We start from the raw sequence: 15770 nt of genomic DNA, 5'->3' as shown, positions 1-15770 counted from the left end.
CGCCATTCAGCGCCCCAGCCCGCGCCGGCTCAGGTACAGGTGGCCGGCGGCGGCGAACAGGCCGTCCAGGGCCAGCGCCAGCAGCGCCGTGGCGGCCGCACCCAGCAGCAGCAGCGGCTGGTTGTTCAGATAGATGCCCGGGAAGATCAGCTCGCCCAGGGAATTGGCGCCGATCAGGAAGGACAGCGGCACCGTGCCGACATTGATCACCAGGCTGATGCGCACGCCGGCCAGGATCACGGGCAGGGCATTGGGCAGCTCGACGCGCAGCAGTTGCTGCGCCGGCGTCATGCCGATGCCCCGCGCGGCCTCGCGCAAGGCGGGCGAGACATGGCGCAGGCCTTCGCAGGTATTGCGCACGATGGGCAGCAGCGAGGCCAGCCACAGCGCCAGGATGGCAGGACGCTCGCCGATGCCGAACACGGCCAGCGCGAGCGCCAGCACGGCCAGCGAGGGAACGGTATTGCCCACGTTGAAGACCTGCATCAGCCGGTCCGACCAGCGCTGCATGCAGGGCCGGCTCAGCGCGATGCCGGCCGGGATGCCGGTGGCCAGCGCCAGTCCCATCGACCACGCCACCAGCCGCAGGTGATCGGCCACGTCGTACAGCAGGCGATCCTGGTAGCGGCGGATGACGTCCACGCCGATCCACGCGGCCAGGGCGGCCAGCGCGGCAAGCGTCACGCATCCCCAGGCCAGTGCCCGCACGGATTGCTTCGACATATTCCCCCTCTTTCCGGGCCGGCACGGACCAAGCACTGTCCGGCACCGGCTGGCGGATGACATGAAGGGCGCAAGCGGTCGCGGTGGGGTGCCGCCTGGCCCGGATCAGATTGCATTGCCCGCCATGACCGGCAGACAGGCCGGTGGACGAGCGGCGGACCCCAGCACGCGGCAGCAATGCACACGGCGAGAGGCCCAATTGACGGGACGCCGGCCCGGCGGGCCGGACGATCCCTGAAGCGGCGCAACCGGACGCCGGCAGATGCCGGTAACGGAAGGCCAGTGGCAGCGCAAATATGAGGTTTCCGACGCGCCGCCGGATCAATCGGCCGTTGCGGCAGGGCAAGGCGAGCGGACTCGCGACCCATGAACTCGCAGCAACGGATGGCAAAGAGACGTCTATTTTACACAACTCCATCCAATTTGTCACATTCAGCAATCTTCGCCCTTGAAACCATGCACATTGCACCCGCTCCCGTACCCTGCCGGAATGCCCGCGAGCCGAGGCTGGTCAAGGGCTGGCGCCGATCCGGAGGTGTTGCACTGCTGAATGCAATTCCTGCCGAATGATGCCGCCGATAGAACAATGTTTTGCTGCCGCCACCCCTACCGCCGGCGCGCCCAAGCCTTACATTGGGAGGGTGGATAAACCGTGGCGGCCGCGCCCCTCGCCCCCGCGACGTAACAGGAGATTCGACAACATGGAACACCGCAACCGCTTCCCCACCGTACCGGCCACCGCAGAAGAAACGGTGCGCCGCTCGCGCGCCATCGATCGCGTGGTGCGCGGCATCCCTACCTCGGACGGCGACGGCGTCAAGCTGACCCGCGTGCTCACGCACAACCTGCAGCGCCGGCTCGACCCCTTCCTGATGCTCGATGCCTTCGGCTCGGACAGCAAGGACGACTACATCGGCGGCTTCCCCGCCCACCCGCACCGCGGCTTCGAGACCATCACCTATATGCTGGCCGGCCGCATGCGCCACCGCGACAGCGCCGGCAACGAGGGCCTGCTGGAGAATGGCGGCGCCCAGTGGATGGTGGCCGGGGCCGGCGTGGTGCATTCGGAGATGCCTGAGCAGGAAGACGGCCGCATGGAGGGCTTCCAGCTCTGGCTCAACCTGCCTGCCGCCGACAAGATGGCCAAGCCCTGGTACCGCGACCTGCCCAGCGCAGCGATCCCGGGCGTGGCGCTGGCCAACGGCGCGACCGCGCGCGTGCTGGCCGGAAGTTCGCACGGCGTCGCCGGCGCGGTCAGCCGCCCGGTGACGGAACCGCTCTACCTCGACGTGCACCTGCCGGCGGGACAGGCGTTCGCGCAGGCGCTGCCCGACGGCCACAACGCCTTCGTCTACGTCTACGCCGGCGAGGTCACGGTCGGCGAAGGCGCGGACGCGGCGGTACTGGAAGCCCAGCGCATGGGCATCCTGGACAATGCCGAGGGCGCCGACGGCGTGGTCGTGCGCGCCAGCCAGGATGCGGCCTTCCTGATCATCGCCGGGCGCCCCCTGGGCGAGCCGATCGCGCAGTACGGCCCCTTCGTGATGAACACGCAGGAGCAGATCTACGAAGCGCTGGCCGACTACCGCGACGGCCGCTTCGCCCAGATCCCGGCGACTGCCGGCGCCTGATCCCGCACGGCCCCGCCCCGGGGCCCGCACCGGACGCGCCCGGAGTCCCGCCACACACGGCGGGCTCCGGGCGTTTTGTCTTTATCCCGCCCGCCGCGCCGGCACCCCGGGGCGGCATGCCGGCGCAGGCAGTACGCCCCTTCCCCTCCCCAGCCGGCCGCCGATGCCCGGCATGCGACTTGCAACCTCCCTGCAACCGTTGCGGGGCCTGGAAACGACCGAGAAACAACAGGCCGCGGCCCCGCCCGCTTATATAATCCGAGCAAAATGACAGGCATCACGGAAGCATGATGAATGCTGCAATGCGTCGCCGCCATGCTGCGCTCGCACTGCCGCGTTTTCCGCCATACCGACAATACGTTGCTGCCCATACGAAACGAGCCGCCTCAGTGACACAACCCACCACCCCAAGGCTGGCGCTTGCCCATATCACCAAGCGCTACCCCGGCGTGACCGCCAATGACGACGTCAGCCTCAGCGTCGCGCCCGGCGAGATCCACGCTGTCCTCGGCGAAAACGGCGCCGGCAAGTCCACCCTGATGAAGATCATCTTCGGCGCCGTCAAACCCGATGCCGGCGAGGTGCACTTCAACGGTGCCACCGCCGCCATCTCCAGCCCGCACGATGCCCGCAACCTGGGCATCGCCATGGTGTTCCAGCATTTCTCGCTGTTCGACACGCTGACGGTGGCCGAGAACATCGCGCTGGGCCTGCCGCAGGGCAGCCGCGGCACCGGCATGAAGCAGCTCGCCGAGCAGATCCGCACCACGGCGGAGCGCTACGGCCTGCCGCTCGAGCCCAACCGCCACGTGCACACGCTGTCGGTCGGTGAGCGCCAGCGCGTGGAAATCGTGCGCGCCCTGCTGGCCAGGCCGCAGTTGCTGATCCTCGACGAGCCGACCTCGGTGCTGACACCGCAGGCCGTGGAAACCCTCTTCGTCACGCTGCGCCAGCTGTCGGACGAAGGCACCAGCATCCTCTACATCAGCCACAAGCTCGACGAGATCCGCGCGCTCTGCCATCACGCCACCGTGATGCGCATGGGCAAGGTGACCGGCGTGTGCGACCCGCGCCAGGAAACCGCGGCCTCGCTGTCGCGCCTGATGATAGGCGGCGAGCCGCCTCGCGAGGCGCGCATCGCCACCGAGCGCGGACCGGTGCGCCTGACCGTGCGCGGCCTGTCGCTGCCGCGCGCGCATGCCTTTGCCACCGAACTGGAGAAGATCGCGCTGGACGTCCACGCCGGCGAGATCGTCGGCATCGCGGGCGTCTCGGGCAACGGCCAGCAGGAACTGCTGGGCGCGCTGTCCGGCGAAGATACGCGCGCCGACCATGGCGCCGTGGCGCTGGCGGGCAAGCCGGTAGGCCGGCTCGACGCGCGCGCGCGCCGCCGCGCCGGCCTGTCCTTCGTGCCGGAAGAGCGCCTCGGCCGCGGCGCCGTACCGGGCATGAGCCTGGCGGCGAACACGCTGCTGTCGCACCAGGCGCCGCCCTATGTGCGCCACGGCCTGGTCTCGCCGAAAGCTGCCGCCGGGCTGGCGGCCGCCGTCATCAGCCGCTTCCGCGTCAAGGCCGCCGGGCCGCAGGCGCTGGCCAAGAGCCTGTCGGGTGGCAACCTGCAGAAGTTCATCGTCGGCCGCGAGATCGAGAGCGGCCCCAAGGTCCTGATCGTGGCCCAGCCCACCTGGGGCGTCGACGTCGGCGCCGCGGCGCAGATCCACAACGAGATCCTGGCGATGAAGGCGACCGGCTGCGCGATCCTGGTGGTATCCGAGGAACTCGATGAGCTGTTCGCCATCTGCGACCGGCTGCATGTGATCGCCAAGGGCAGGCTGTCGCCCTCCATCCCCACCGAGCAGGCCACGCGCGAGCAGGTGGGACTGTGGATGAGCGGCCTGTGGGAAGGCGGGCCGGCCAGCCGGCACGAAACCGCGGAGGTGGCCCATCATGGCTGACCTGCTGCCCTTCGCGCTGGCGCCGCGCGGCGAGCCCTCGCGCCGCATGGCCTATGCCTCGCCCGTTTTCGCCCTGCTGCTGACCCTGGCCTTCGGCGCGCTGCTGTTCGTGCTGCTGGGCAAGGATCCGGTGGCCGCGCTCAAGGTCTTCCTGGCCGACCCGCTCAAGGACAAGCGCGCCATCGGCGAGGTGCTGCTGAAGACCGTGCCGCTGGTGCTGTGCGCGCTCGGCCTGTCGGTCTGCTACCGCGCCAATGTGTGGAACATCGGCGCCGACGGGCAGCTGATCGTCGGCGGCATCTTCGCCGGCGCCACCGTGCTGTGGTTCGACGTGCCTGGCCACACCATCAACGGCACCGTGGTGCTGGTCCTGGCATCGCTGGCCGGCATTGCCGGCGGCATGCTGTGGGCGTCGCTGACGGCGGCCCTGCGCGACCGCTTCAACGCCAATGAGATCCTGGTCTCGCTGATGCTGACCTATATCGCCCAGCAGGCCATGCTGTACGTGGTCAACGGCCCGCTCAAGGACCCCAACGGCATGAACTTCCCGCAGTCCAAGGTGTTCTCGCCCGAGTTCCTGCTGCCCAACCTGCTGCCCGGCTCGCGCCTGCACGCGGGCTTCGCCGTGATGCTGGTGCTGGTGGTGCTGATGACGGTGTTCATCTTCCGCAGCTTCGCCGGCTACCGGCTGCAGGTCGGCGGCACCGCGCCGCTGGCGGCGCGCTATGCGGGCTTCTCGGCACGGCGTTCGCTGTGGAACGCGCTGCTGGTGTCCGGCGGCAGCGCCGGGCTGGCCGGCGCCTTCGAGGTCACCGGGCCGATCGGCCAGCTGCTGCCGTCGATCTCGCCGGGCTACGGCTTCACCGCCATCATCGTCGCCTTCGTCGGCCGCCTGCACCCGGTGGGCGCGGTGTTCGGCGGCATCGTGATGTCCCTCTTCTACATCGGCGGCGAGATGGCGCAATCGCGCCTCGGACTGCCGTCGGCCATCGGCTGGGTCTTCCAGGGCATGCTGCTGTTCTTCCTGCTCGCCTGCGACACGCTGATCGAGAACCGCCTGCGCTGGCGCACCCGGACTGCCTGAACCCGACCCATGGAACAACTCGCTCCCCTCATCGCCACCGCCATCAACGCAGGCACGCCGCTGCTGCTCGCGGCGCTCGGGCTGCTGATCAACGAACGCGCCGGCGTGCTCAACCTGGGTGCCGAAGGCATGATGCTGGTGGCCGCCGCGCTCGGCTTCATGGTCGGCTACCAGACGCAGTCGCCGATGCTCGGTTTCCTCGCCGGTGCCGCCGCCGGCATGCTGATGGCCACGCTGTTCTCCTGGCTGGCGCTGGTACTCGCCACCAACCAGGTCGCCACCGGGCTGGCGCTGTCCATCTTCGGCACCGGGCTGTCGGCCTTCATGGGCCAGCGCTTCGTCGGCTACGCCATGCCGGCCCAGGCCAGGTCCATCCCCGGCCTGGCCGACCTGCCCTTCTTCGGCCCCGCCTTCTTCCAGCAGCACTGGATGGTCTATGCCAGCGTGCTGCTGTGCTTCGCCATCATGTGGTTCCTGTTCCGCACGCGCGCCGGCCTGGTGCTGCGCGCGGTCGGCGAATCGCCCGAGTCGGCGCACGCGCTCGGCTATCCGGTGCGGCTGATCCGCTTCGGCGCGCTGCTGTTCGGCGGCGCCTGCTGCGGCCTGGCCGGCGCCTACCTGTCGCTGGTCTACACGCCCATGTGGGTGGAGAACCTGGTGGCCGGGCGCGGCTGGATCGCGCTGGCGCTGACCACCTTCGCCACCTGGCGCCCGGGGCGCGTGCTGGTCGGTGCCTGGCTGTTCGGCGGCGTCACCATCCTGCAGTTCTACCTGCAGAGCATCGGCGTGTCGGTACCGTCGCAGGTCCTGTCGATGCTGCCCTATGCCGCCACCATCGTCGTGCTCGCGGTGATCTCGCGCAACCCGGCCTGGATCCGCCTCAATATGCCCGCCTCGCTGGGCCGCCCATTCCGGCCCGGCAGCGCCTGAGCCCGCCCCCCTTTCACTGCCTACACAACAGCCATTACCACAAGGAGAAATCGAATCATGATCATGACGCGCAGGAAGACCCTGGCAGCCCTGGCCGCCACCGCGCTGCTGGCCCTGGCCGGCTGCGGCAAGAAGGAGGCCGAGAAGCCGGCCGAGACCGCGGCGCCCGCCTCCGCTCCGGCGGCCGAGCAGAAGGCCGAGCCGCTCAAGGTCGCCTTCGTGTACATCGGACCGGTCGGCGATGCCGGCTGGACCTTCGCCCACGACGTGGGACGCAAGGCGGTGGAAGAGAAGTACGGCGACAAGGTCAAGACCACCTTCGTCGAGAACGTGCCCGAATCGGCCGCCGACGCCGAGCGCGTGTTCCGCGACCTGGCCAGCCAGGGCAACAAGCTGATCTTCGGCACCAGCTTCGGCTTCATGGAGTCGATGCTGAAGGTGGCCAAGGAATTCCCGGACGTGAAGTTCGAGCATGCCACCGGCTTCAAGACCGCCGACAACCTGGCCCAGTACGACGTGCGCACCTATGAGGGCGCCTACCTGGCCGGCGTGGTGGCCGGCAAGATGAGCAAGACCGGCAAGATGGGCGTGGTGGCCTCGGTACCCATCCCCGAGGTGATCCGCAACATCGACTCGTTCACGCTGGGCGCGCGCAGCGTCAACCCGAAGGCGACCGTCAAGGTGGTCTGGGTCAACAAGTGGTTCGATCCGGGCAAGGAACGCGAAGCGGCCACCACCCTGATCGGCCAGGGCGTCGACATGCTGATGCAGAACACCGACTCGGCGGCCGTGGTGCAGACCGCCCAGGAAAAGGGCGTGCATGCCTTCGGCTGGGACAGCGACATGAGCAAGTTCGGCGACAAGGCCCACCTGGCCGCGTCGGTGATCTCCTGGGGCGTCTACTACAACAAGGTGGTCGGCGACGTGCTCGACAACAAGTGGACCAACGGCACCAGCTGGTGGGGCCTGAAGGAAGGCATGATCGACCTGAAGGCGTTCAACGCCGACGTGACGGATGACGTCAAGGCGCTGGTGGAAGCGCGCAAGAAGGGCATCGTCGACGGCACCGCGCCGATCTGGAAGGGTCCGCTGAAGGACAACACCGGCAAGGAACAGCTGGCCAAGGACCAGGTCGCCGACGACGGCTTCCTGCATGGCATCAAGTTCTACGTCGAAGGCGTGGAAGGCAAGATCCCGGGCTGATGGCCGCCCTGCCATGGCGGACGGTGCATGCCTGCGGGCATGCACTATCAGCCACGCTCTCCGGCGGCGCAGCTTGCCGGAACTTGAAAGCGCCGCCTGCGGACCAAGATAGTCCGCAGGCGGCGTTTTTCATGGTGCCCACCGGCTTGGCCGCCTTCGCATGTGAAGGAGCCCTCTCAAATGTGGAAAAGATTTTCCGCCCTGCTGACGCTGGTGCGGCGTGACGGCCGCCTGCTCTGGCACGCGCTGCGCCATCCCGACGCACCGGCCTGGCTGCGCCCCGCCACCGCCGGCCTGGTGCTGTACGCGCTGTCGCCGATCGACCTGATTCCCGACTTCATCGCCGGGCTGGGGCTGGTGGACGACGTGGTGCTGATTCCGCTCGCCGTCCACTTCATGCTCAAGCGCCTGCCGCCCCACGTGCTGCGGCAGGCCGAGGCGCGCGCCGGCGCCACCACGGTGCGGGCGCGCTGAGCGGGCCCTTGAGCGGGCCCGCACCGCGGCCGGCGCGCAAGGCCGGCCCGATGAGGCTCGGGCTCAGGCCCAGGGCAGCAGCACGGTGGAGCCGGTGGTCTTGCGGCCCTCCAGGTCGCGGTGCGCCTGCGCTACCTCGGACAGCGCGTAGCGCTGGTTGACCTCGATCTTGACCTTGCCCGAAGCCACCACCTCGAACAGCTCGGCCGCCATCGGCTCCAGCAGTTCGCGGTGCACCACGTAGGTCATCAGCGTCGGCCGGGTCAGGCGCAGCGAGCCCTTGTTGCCGAGCACCGAGATATCCACCGGCGGCACCGGGCCGGAGGCGTTGCCGAAGCTGACCATGGTGCCGCGCGGCGCCAGGCAGTCCAGCGAACCGTTGAAGGTGTCCTTGCCGATCGAGTCGTAGACCACCGGCACGCCTTTGCCGCCGGTGATCTCCTTGACCCGGTCGACGAAGGATTCGCTGGTATAGAGGATGGTATGGTCGCAGCCGTGGGCGCGCGCCAGGGCCGCCTTCTCTTCGCTGCCGACCGTGCCGATCACGGTCGCACCCAGGGCCTTCAGCCATTGGCAGGCGATCAGGCCGACGCCGCCGGCGGCCGCGTGGAACAGCACGGTATCGCCGGGCTGCACGCGATAGCTGTCGCGCAGCAGGTACTGCGAGGTCAGCCCTTGCAGCATCATGGCGGCGCCCTGCTCGAAGGAGATCGACTCCGGCAGCCGCACCACGATGTCGGCGGGCATCACGCGCACCTGTGCGTAGGCACCGGTCGGGCGACCCGCATAGGCCACGCGGTCGCCGGCCTTCAGGTGGCCCACGCCCGCGCCCACCGCCTCGACCACGCCGGCACCTTCCATGCCCAGGCCAGCCGGCAGCGGCTGCTTGTACAGGCCGGTACGGAAATAGACGTCGATATAGTTCAGGCCGACCGCCTCGTGGCGCACGCGCACCTGGCCGGGGCCGGGCTCGCCCACCTCGACGTCGACCCACTGCATCACCTCGGGACCGCCGGTCTCCGTGATACGGATGGCTTTGCTCATCACAGTTCTCCTCTCGTTGGCATACGGCATGGCAGGAGACCGTCCGGCGCCTGCGCGGCGCGGACGGCCGGGAAGACTCACGCCGTCCGTTCGGCGGCGGCGTGCCGCCGGCACAGTTCGGCGATCAGCAGGTCCGCGGTGGCCACGTTGGTGGCGCAGGGCACGTTGTGCACGTCGCAGGCGCGCACCAGCGCGTTGATGTCGGGTTCGTGCGGCTGCGGCGTCATCGGGTCGCGCAGGAAGAACACCGCCGCCACCCGGCCCTCGGCCAGGCGCGCGCCGATCTGCAGGTCGCCGCCCCAGGGGCCGGACAGCATGCGCGTGACCTCGAGGCCGAGCTCGTCGGCCAGCCGGCCGCCGGTGGTGCCGGTGGCCACCAGCTCGCACTGGGCGAGGAAATCGCGGTGGCGGCCGGCGAAGGCGACGATATCGTCCTTCTTGTGATCGTGGGCGATCAGCGCGATGCAGGGGCGGGTCATCTCATTTCCTCATGGCAAGACAGGGCGCGTGCCGCGCGCCGGGGCGCGGCCCCGGGTACGCGGCTCGGAAAACGGCAGCTCTGCAAGTACCCGCTCAGAAGGTGCCGGGATACGCGCCGCCATCGAGCAGGATGTTCTGCGCGGTGATGTAGGCGGCCTGGCGGCTGCACAGGAAGGCGCAGGTGGCACCGAACTCGGCCGGATCGCCGAAGCGGCGCGAAGGATTCAGCGCGGCCCGCTTGCTGGCCACCTCCTCGACGCTCAGGCCGGCCTTCTTGGCACCGCCCTCCATGGTCTTGAAGAGGCGGTCCGTGTTGAACGGGCCCGGCAGCAGGTTGTTGACGGTCACGCCGTGCTGGGCCACTTCGCGCGCCAGGCCGGCAATGAAGCCGGTCAGGCCGGAACGCGCGCCGTTGGACAGGCCGAGCACGTCGATCGGCGCCTTGACCGCGCCGCTGGTGATGTTGATGATGCGGCCCCACTTGCGCGCGATCATGCCGTCGACGGTGGCCTTGATCAGCTCGATCGGGGTCAGCATATTGGCGTCCAGCGCGGCCAGCCAGTCGTCGCGGCCCCAGTCGCGGAAGTTGCCCGGAGGCGGCCCGCCGGCATTGTTGACCAGGATGTCCAGGTCGCCCAGCTTGGCCACCGCCTCCAGCGCGGCCTGGCGGCCGGCCGAGGTGGTGATGTCGGTGGCCACCGCCACCACGCGGCGGCCATGCCGGGCGCGCAGGTCGGCCGCGGCCTTCTCCAGCGCCTCGGCGCCGCGCGCCACGATCACCACGTCGACACCCTCCGCCGCCAGCGCGTCCGCGCAGGCGAAGCCGAGGCCCTTGCTGGCGCCGCACACCAGCGCATGCTTGCCACGCAGTCCGAGATCCATCTCACTCTCCTTGTCTTGTTCGTCAGGTTCGGGAATGCCGCCGCGCTGCTCAGGCCTTGCGCGCCGACAACAGGTACATGCCGCCCAGCACCAGCGCGCTGCCGGCCAGCTGCGCGCCGGAGATCGGCTCGCCCAGCAGCCAGAAGCCGAGCAGCAGCGTGGAGACCGGCCCGATCATGCCGGCCTGGGATGCCATCGGCGCGCCGATGCGGGCCACCGCCACCATGGTCAGCGAGACTGGCAGCACGGTACAGAACACCGCATTGACGGCCGACAGCCAGAGCACCGGCGCGGGCTGGGTCAGCTCACCGAGCGTGCGGCCCAGCAGCAGGTATTGGAGCGCGCAGCAGGCCGTGGAAACGCACATGGCGTAAGCCACCAGGCGCAGCGAGCCGACGCGCCGCACCAGTTCGCCACTGGCGATCAGGTAGATCGCATAGGTGGCCGCGCTGCCCAGTACCAGCGCGCCGCCCAGCCACACGCCGTTGCCGCTGACATCGAGGTCGTGCGCGAACACCAGCACGATGCCGGCGTAGGCGAGCAGCAGCGACAGCCACTGGCGCGGGGCGATCGAGCGCTTGAACAGCAGAGCGGTGGCCAGCAGCACGAAGGATGGCGTCAGGAACAGGATCAGGCGTTCCAGCCCCGCGGTGATGTACTGCAGGCCGAGAAAATCCAGGAAGCTCGACAGGTAGTAGCCGATGAAGCCGAGAAAGACCACGCGGCCGCGGTCGGGCCAGGACAGTGCCGGCAGCCGGCGCGACTGCCACCAGCCGATCGCCATGAAGAGCGGCACGGCGAACAGCATGCGCAGCGTGATCACCATCACCGCGTCGACCTGGTAGCGGTACATCAGCTTGGCGACGATGGCCTTGGCGGAGAACAGCACCGCGCCGATGGCGGCAACGGCCAGTCCCCCGCGCGAGGGCGCATGGGCCTCGGCCGGCAGGGTCAGGGTTTTGGGGGACGCGGGCACGGCTAGGATGGCTTCACCGCCGCGCCGGGGCGATGGCGTGCGGTCGTAAGTGAGTCGGTGCAAAACAGGGTCGGACGGACGACGCGACGATTGTATGCGAAAAGCGCCGCGTGCATCGGCCGTCCCTCGCCCCCCCGAAACACCTTCCCTTGACCATCCCTGCGCCGCCCCGGTGCGACGGCTGGCAGCGCTGCGCGCGGTGCCGTATGCTGTGCGCCCTGCCTCGCTTCGCGGCGCGGCCTGCCCCGGCAGAAACAATGCCAGACAATACCAAGCAAGGAGAGACTCCCAGATGGCAACCCTGTCCGCACCCACACTGCATCCGCACCAGCCTGCCGCGTCCGGCACGTCCGGCACGTCCGGCGCCCCGGCACGCCGGCGCCGCCGGCTGCTGACGGCGGCGCTGGCCGGCACGCTCGGCGGCGGCCTGGCGGCGCTGGCGCTGCCGGCCGCGCATGCCGCCGGCGACTTCCCCGCCAAGCCCATCCGCTTCATCGTCCCCTACGCCGCCGGCGGCACCACCGACCTGGTGGCGCGCACCGTGGGCGAGAAGGTCGCGCAGAAGCTGGGCCAGCCGGTGGTGGTGGAAAACCGGCCTGGCGCCGGCGGCAACATCGGCATGGACGCGGTGGCCAAGGCCGCGCCGGATGGCTATACCATCGGCTTCGGCGCCATCTCGACCAACGCCCTGAACCCGCACATCTACCAGCACGTCCCCTTCGACCCGCGCAAGGACTTCACCGCCATCAGCCTGCTGGGCAACTCGACCATCGTGCTGGAGGTCAGCCCCTCGCTGCCGGTCAAGAGCGTGCCCGAGCTGATCGCCTACGCCAAGGCCCATCCCGGCCTGACCTTCGCCACCGCCGGCGCCGGCACTTCGATGCACCTGGCCGGCGCGATGTTCTCGCAGATGACGCACACCAGCCTGGTCCACGTGGCCTACAAGGGCAGCAGCCCCGCCATCAACGACATGCTGGGCGGCCACGTGCAGGTGATGTTCGACAACCTGCCGGCCTCGCTGCCGCACATCCAGGCCGGCAAGCTGCGTCCCCTCGCGGTGGCGGGCAAGAACCGCTCGCCCTCGCTGCCCAACGTGCCGACCCTGGCCGAGGCCGGCCTGCCCGGCTACGCGGTCGATCCCTGGTTCGGCGTGTACGGCCCGGCCAACCTGCCGGCGCCGGTGGTGCAAGTGCTCAACGCTGCCTTCGTCGAGGCACTGGGCCAGGCTGCCGTGCGCGAGAAGCTGGTGCAGGCCGGCTTCAGCCCGCAGGGTTCCAGCGCGGCGGCGCTGCAGGCGCTGACGCTGCAGGAGTACGAGCGCTTCGGCAAGGTGGCCAAGAGCGCGGGTATCACCGTCGACTGAACCCCGCCCGGGTGCCCGACGACGCAGCCGGTCCCGCAGCGGGCCGCGCTGCGTCACCGGCACGCCTTGCCGGGATCACGCATCGGCATCATGCCTTCGTCGGTATACTCGGGGCACTCCTCTCTCGCACCACGATCGACGTGCCCTCTTCTCCCGACCAGCCCGCCGGCCAGGCCGACACCGGCTACGACTTCACCGAGCAGGTGGGCCACCTGCTGCGCCGCGCCTACCAGCGCCACGTGGCGATCTTCCAGCAGACCATCCCGGATTCGCAGCTGACCGCCGCGCAGTTCGTAGTGCTGTGCGCGGTCAATGAGCGGCAATCCTGCTCGCTCAACGAGATCGTGCGCGCCACCGCGATCGACCAGGCCACCGTGCGCGGCGTGATCGAACGGCTCAAGGCGCGCAAGCTGATCGCGGTCTCGCACGATCCCAACGACCGCCGCAAGGTGGTGGTCACGTTGACGCCGGCCGGCCTCGACCTGGTGCGCGAGACCGTGCCGTTCGCCCAGCGCATCTCCGAGCAGACCTTCGGCGGCCTGAACCCGGCCGAACGCGTGGCGGTGACCTACCTGCTGCGCAAGATGAGCGAATTCGACGAGCGCGGCGGCGCCGACGACGAACGCTAGCGCCAGCCCCGCCTCAGCCTCCGCGCTCGCCGTGATCGCGGGCCGCCAGCGCGGCCTGCACGGCCTCGGGGGTGAACGGCGGCCGGCACAGGCGCAGGCCGGTGGCATCGAACAGCGCGTTGGCCACGGCCGGCGCGCCCGGCAGGGAGGCGGATTCTCCCGCCCCCAGCGGCGGCTCCGCCTGGCGCGGCACCAGCACCACCTCGATCGGCGGGATCTCCGGGAAGGTCAGCAGGGGGTAGCTGCCCCATTCGCGGCTGGCCACGCCGGCACCGTCGAAGCGCACCTGCTCCTTCAGCACGCGGCTCAGTGCCTGCACCACATTGCCGTGGACCTGGTGCCTCACGCCGTCCGGGTTGACCATCATGCCGGTGTCCTGGCCCACGACGATCCGTTCGACGCGGATGCTGCCGCTGGCCGCATCGACGCAGAGATCGAGGATCCACGCCGCCCACGCCGCGCCGAAGCCCGGGAAGCGGCTGTGGATATAGCGGGCGTAGGCCACGCCGCGTCCGCGCAGGCGCCCGTCGGCGTCCGGCACGCCACGCGAGCCGCGCGCGCCGCGTTGCCAGCCCGCCGCCCGGGCCACGGCGCGCACCAGTTCCGCGGCGCGCTCGTCTGGCAGATGCCGCAGGCGGAAATCCAAGGGATCGGCGCCCGCCGAGGCCGCCAGTTCATCGATCATGGCTTCGTGCGCGAAGGTGTTCGGCAATGCCGAGACGCCGCGCAGCCACGAAGCACGCACGATGGCCGGGGTGTCATCGCAGGCGATGCGGCGGCTGGCATAAGCGTAGGGCGGCACGGCGGTGCGATCGCCCATCTCGAGCGTGCGCGGTGCGTTGGACACCTGCCCGGTGAGCAGCAACGCCAGCGTCGGGGCATCGTTGGACGGATAGCGGCTGACGAAGTCGTAAGCCAGCAGTTCGCCGCCGGCGCCCAGCGTGGCGCTGACATCCATCAGTTGCGCCGCGCCCTTCGGCTCCCACAGGTGCTCCTGCTCGCGCGATAGCTGCACGCGCACCGGACGGCCCACGGCACGCGACAACAGCACCGCATCGGCACTGGCGTCGTCGGCACAGTTGCGGCCATAGCAGCCGGCCGCCTCCATGCGCACGATCTCGATGTGCGCCTCGTCCAGCCCGCACAATCGTGCCAGGTCGATGCGCAGCACATGCGGATTCTGCGTGCCGGACCAGACCGTCAAGCCTTCATCGCGCCAGTCGGCGAGCGCGCACGAGGGCCCGATGGAGCCGTGCATCTGGTAGGGCCAGACGAAGCGCCGCGCCAGCGTGGCGGCGGCCCCCGCCGGCACCGTTGCGCCCTCGTCCAGCAGCGCGCGGCGCGTGGCGGGATTGGCGCACAGCGCGGGCTCGGGGTCGTCGAGCGCGGGCAGCGGCGGCACCGGCTTCCAGCGCACGCGCAGGCGGCGGGCCGCCAGCACCGCATGCTCCTCGCGCTCGGCCACGACGCCGACGAAGTCGCCCTGCACCACCACCGCGACCAGGCCTGGCACCCCGGCGACGGAGGCTCGGTCGACCTCCAGCAGGCTGGTGCCGACGAAGCCGCCACTGTCGCGGCCGGCATACGGCGGGCGCACCACCCGTCCATGCAGCATGCCGGGCACACGCACGTCGTGCACGAAGGTCAGCTCGCCATATACCTTGCCCGGGATGTCGACGCGCCCCGCCGCGCGCCCGACGATGCGGTAGGACTCGACCGGCTTGGTGGGCACGTCGTCGGCCAGCGGCAGCTCGATATGCTCTCCCGCCACCAGCGCCCCGTAGCCGATCCGTTCCCGCGTCCCGCACGGATCCGCCGGACCCGCTACGCGCCATGCGCCGTCCTCGGCCTCGAGCGCGTCGGCAGGCACACCGAGCCGCTGCGCGGCGCGCGCCTGCAGCCACGCACGCGCCTGCGCCGCGGCGCGGCGCAGCGGTATGGCGGAGATCTGGATCGAGGCGCTGGCGATGGTCGGCCCCTGGTTGGGGGTCGCCTCGGTATGGCCCAGCACCATGCGCACGCGCGACAGCGGCACATCCAGTTCCTCGGCCACGATCTGCGCCAGCGCGGTGCGGATACCGGTGCCCAGGTCCACGTGGCCGTTGAAGGCCAGCACCTCGCCGCTTTCGCGCACCGCCACGAAGATGTCCGGCAAGGCCGGCACGTAGTCCGAGGCGGCGCCCGGCTGGCCCGGCGCCGGCCGCGCCGCCGCCTGCGGCGCACGCGTCACCAGCAGCACGCCGCTGGCCTGCAGCAGCGCCAGGCGCTGAGCGCGCGGGGAGGAGCTCGTCGCAGCGGCATCGTGCCGGGGATCGTGCCGGGGATCGGGATTGGTGTCGAAGAGAGTCGCCGTCATGGATCCTGGATGCTTTACCGCCGGGCACCGGCCACCGCGC

The 15770-nt window shown here is 70.1% G+C and carries 14 protein-coding genes; 8 read left to right on the top strand and 6 right to left on the bottom strand.

Going from position 1 to position 15770, the window contains the following annotated elements; translation table 11 throughout:
• Positions 1-6: 6 nt before the first annotated feature.
• Positions 7-723: an ABC transporter permease gene (locus tag BKK80_RS06745; RefSeq protein ID WP_071011751.1), complete on the bottom strand. Its 717-nt coding sequence runs from the start codon at positions 721-723 to the stop codon at positions 7-9.
• Between the two features lie 701 nt (positions 724-1424).
• Here BKK80_RS06745 and BKK80_RS06740 point away from each other — a divergent pair.
• The 6 genes from BKK80_RS06740 (at position 1425) to BKK80_RS06715 (ending at position 8000) form a co-directional block, all read left to right on the top strand.
• Positions 1425-2354 carry a pirin family protein gene (locus BKK80_RS06740; protein WP_071068763.1) on the top strand — a complete coding sequence of 310 codons (930 nt, stop codon included), beginning with the start codon at positions 1425-1427 and terminating at the stop codon, positions 2352-2354.
• Between the two features lie 389 nt (positions 2355-2743).
• Positions 2744-4309, top strand: a complete 1566-nt coding sequence (locus BKK80_RS06735) for an ABC transporter ATP-binding protein (RefSeq protein WP_071011747.1) — start codon at positions 2744-2746, stop codon at positions 4307-4309.
• Positions 4302-5393, top strand: coding sequence for an ABC transporter permease (locus BKK80_RS06730; protein WP_071068762.1), 1092 nt, complete (start codon positions 4302-4304; stop codon positions 5391-5393). Before BKK80_RS06735 ends, BKK80_RS06730 begins: the two co-directional genes overlap by 8 nt.
• A 9-nt stretch (positions 5394-5402) precedes the next feature.
• Positions 5403-6323: an ABC transporter permease gene (locus tag BKK80_RS06725; RefSeq protein ID WP_071011743.1), complete on the top strand. Its 921-nt coding sequence runs from the start codon at positions 5403-5405 to the stop codon at positions 6321-6323.
• 57 nt (positions 6324-6380) lie between these two features.
• A complete protein-coding gene (locus BKK80_RS06720) occupies positions 6381-7526 on the top strand; it encodes a BMP family ABC transporter substrate-binding protein (protein ID WP_071011742.1) in 1146 nt (381 codons plus the stop codon).
• 180 nt (positions 7527-7706) lie between these two features.
• Positions 7707-8000, top strand: a complete 294-nt coding sequence (locus BKK80_RS06715) for a YkvA family protein (RefSeq protein ID WP_071011740.1) — start codon at positions 7707-7709, stop codon at positions 7998-8000.
• A 63-nt stretch (positions 8001-8063) separates the two neighbouring features.
• On the opposite strand, the gene BKK80_RS06710 is transcribed toward BKK80_RS06715, so the two are convergent.
• The 4 genes from BKK80_RS06710 to BKK80_RS06695 form a co-directional block, all read right to left on the bottom strand.
• Entirely contained in the window at positions 8064-9044 is a 981-nt protein-coding gene (locus BKK80_RS06710) for a quinone oxidoreductase family protein (RefSeq protein ID WP_071011739.1), read from the bottom strand.
• A gap of 77 nt (positions 9045-9121) precedes the next feature.
• Positions 9122-9523, bottom strand: coding sequence for a methylglyoxal synthase (locus BKK80_RS06705; protein ID WP_071011737.1), 402 nt, complete (start codon positions 9521-9523; stop codon positions 9122-9124).
• Between the two features lie 94 nt (positions 9524-9617).
• Positions 9618-10406: an SDR family oxidoreductase gene (locus BKK80_RS06700; protein ID WP_071011736.1), complete on the bottom strand. Its 789-nt coding sequence runs from the start codon at positions 10404-10406 to the stop codon at positions 9618-9620.
• A 49-nt stretch (positions 10407-10455) separates the two neighbouring features.
• The gene (locus BKK80_RS06695; RefSeq protein WP_157903165.1) at positions 10456-11382 is read right to left on the bottom strand and encodes a DMT family transporter; all 927 of its coding nucleotides are present in this window, start codon (positions 11380-11382) and stop codon (positions 10456-10458) included.
• 292 nt (positions 11383-11674) lie between these two features.
• On the opposite strand from BKK80_RS06695, the gene BKK80_RS06690 reads away from it, so the two are divergent.
• Positions 11675-12745 carry a Bug family tripartite tricarboxylate transporter substrate binding protein gene (locus BKK80_RS06690; RefSeq protein WP_084545502.1) on the top strand — a complete coding sequence of 357 codons (1071 nt, stop codon included), beginning with the start codon at positions 11675-11677 and terminating at the stop codon, positions 12743-12745.
• A 140-nt stretch (positions 12746-12885) separates the two neighbouring features.
• Positions 12886-13374 carry a MarR family winged helix-turn-helix transcriptional regulator gene (locus BKK80_RS06685; protein WP_071011734.1) on the top strand — a complete coding sequence of 163 codons (489 nt, stop codon included), beginning with the start codon at positions 12886-12888 and terminating at the stop codon, positions 13372-13374.
• Between the two features lie 13 nt (positions 13375-13387).
• On the opposite strand, the gene BKK80_RS06680 is transcribed toward BKK80_RS06685, so the two are convergent.
• Positions 13388-15730 carry a xanthine dehydrogenase family protein molybdopterin-binding subunit gene (locus BKK80_RS06680; protein ID WP_071068761.1) on the bottom strand — a complete coding sequence of 781 codons (2343 nt, stop codon included), beginning with the start codon at positions 15728-15730 and terminating at the stop codon, positions 13388-13390.
• Positions 15731-15770 lie beyond the last annotated feature (40 nt).

It is taken from the genome of Cupriavidus malaysiensis, from assembly GCF_001854325.1.
Classification (GTDB): Bacteria; Pseudomonadota; Gammaproteobacteria; order Burkholderiales; family Burkholderiaceae; genus Cupriavidus; species Cupriavidus malaysiensis.
Note: the sequence above shows the minus strand (reverse complement) of the source record. Positions and strands in the feature narration are given on the sequence as shown.

What these genes read in the sequence shown, in the direction of transcription:
- BKK80_RS06680 (WP_071068761.1), bottom strand. Translation starts at nt 15,730, where the DNA reads ATGACGGCGACTCTCTTCGACACCAATCCCGATCCCCGGCACGATCCC.
- BKK80_RS06740 (WP_071068763.1), top strand. Translation starts at nt 1,425, where the DNA reads ATGGAACACCGCAACCGCTTCCCCACCGTACCGGCCACCGCAGAAGAA.
- BKK80_RS06745 (WP_071011751.1), bottom strand. Translation starts at nt 723, where the DNA reads ATGTCGAAGCAATCCGTGCGGGCACTGGCCTGGGGATGCGTGACGCTT.
- BKK80_RS06725 (WP_071011743.1), top strand. Translation starts at nt 5,403, where the DNA reads ATGGAACAACTCGCTCCCCTCATCGCCACCGCCATCAACGCAGGCACG.
- BKK80_RS06710 (WP_071011739.1), bottom strand. Translation starts at nt 9,044, where the DNA reads ATGAGCAAAGCCATCCGTATCACGGAGACCGGCGGTCCCGAGGTGATG.
- BKK80_RS06700 (WP_071011736.1), bottom strand. Translation starts at nt 10,406, where the DNA reads ATGGATCTCGGACTGCGTGGCAAGCATGCGCTGGTGTGCGGCGCCAGC.
- BKK80_RS06715 (WP_071011740.1), top strand. Translation starts at nt 7,707, where the DNA reads ATGTGGAAAAGATTTTCCGCCCTGCTGACGCTGGTGCGGCGTGACGGC.
- BKK80_RS06720 (WP_071011742.1), top strand. Translation starts at nt 6,381, where the DNA reads ATGATCATGACGCGCAGGAAGACCCTGGCAGCCCTGGCCGCCACCGCG.
- BKK80_RS06690 (WP_084545502.1), top strand. Translation starts at nt 11,675, where the DNA reads ATGGCAACCCTGTCCGCACCCACACTGCATCCGCACCAGCCTGCCGCG.
- BKK80_RS06705 (WP_071011737.1), bottom strand. Translation starts at nt 9,523, where the DNA reads ATGACCCGCCCCTGCATCGCGCTGATCGCCCACGATCACAAGAAGGAC.
- BKK80_RS06730 (WP_071068762.1), top strand. Translation starts at nt 4,302, where the DNA reads ATGGCTGACCTGCTGCCCTTCGCGCTGGCGCCGCGCGGCGAGCCCTCG.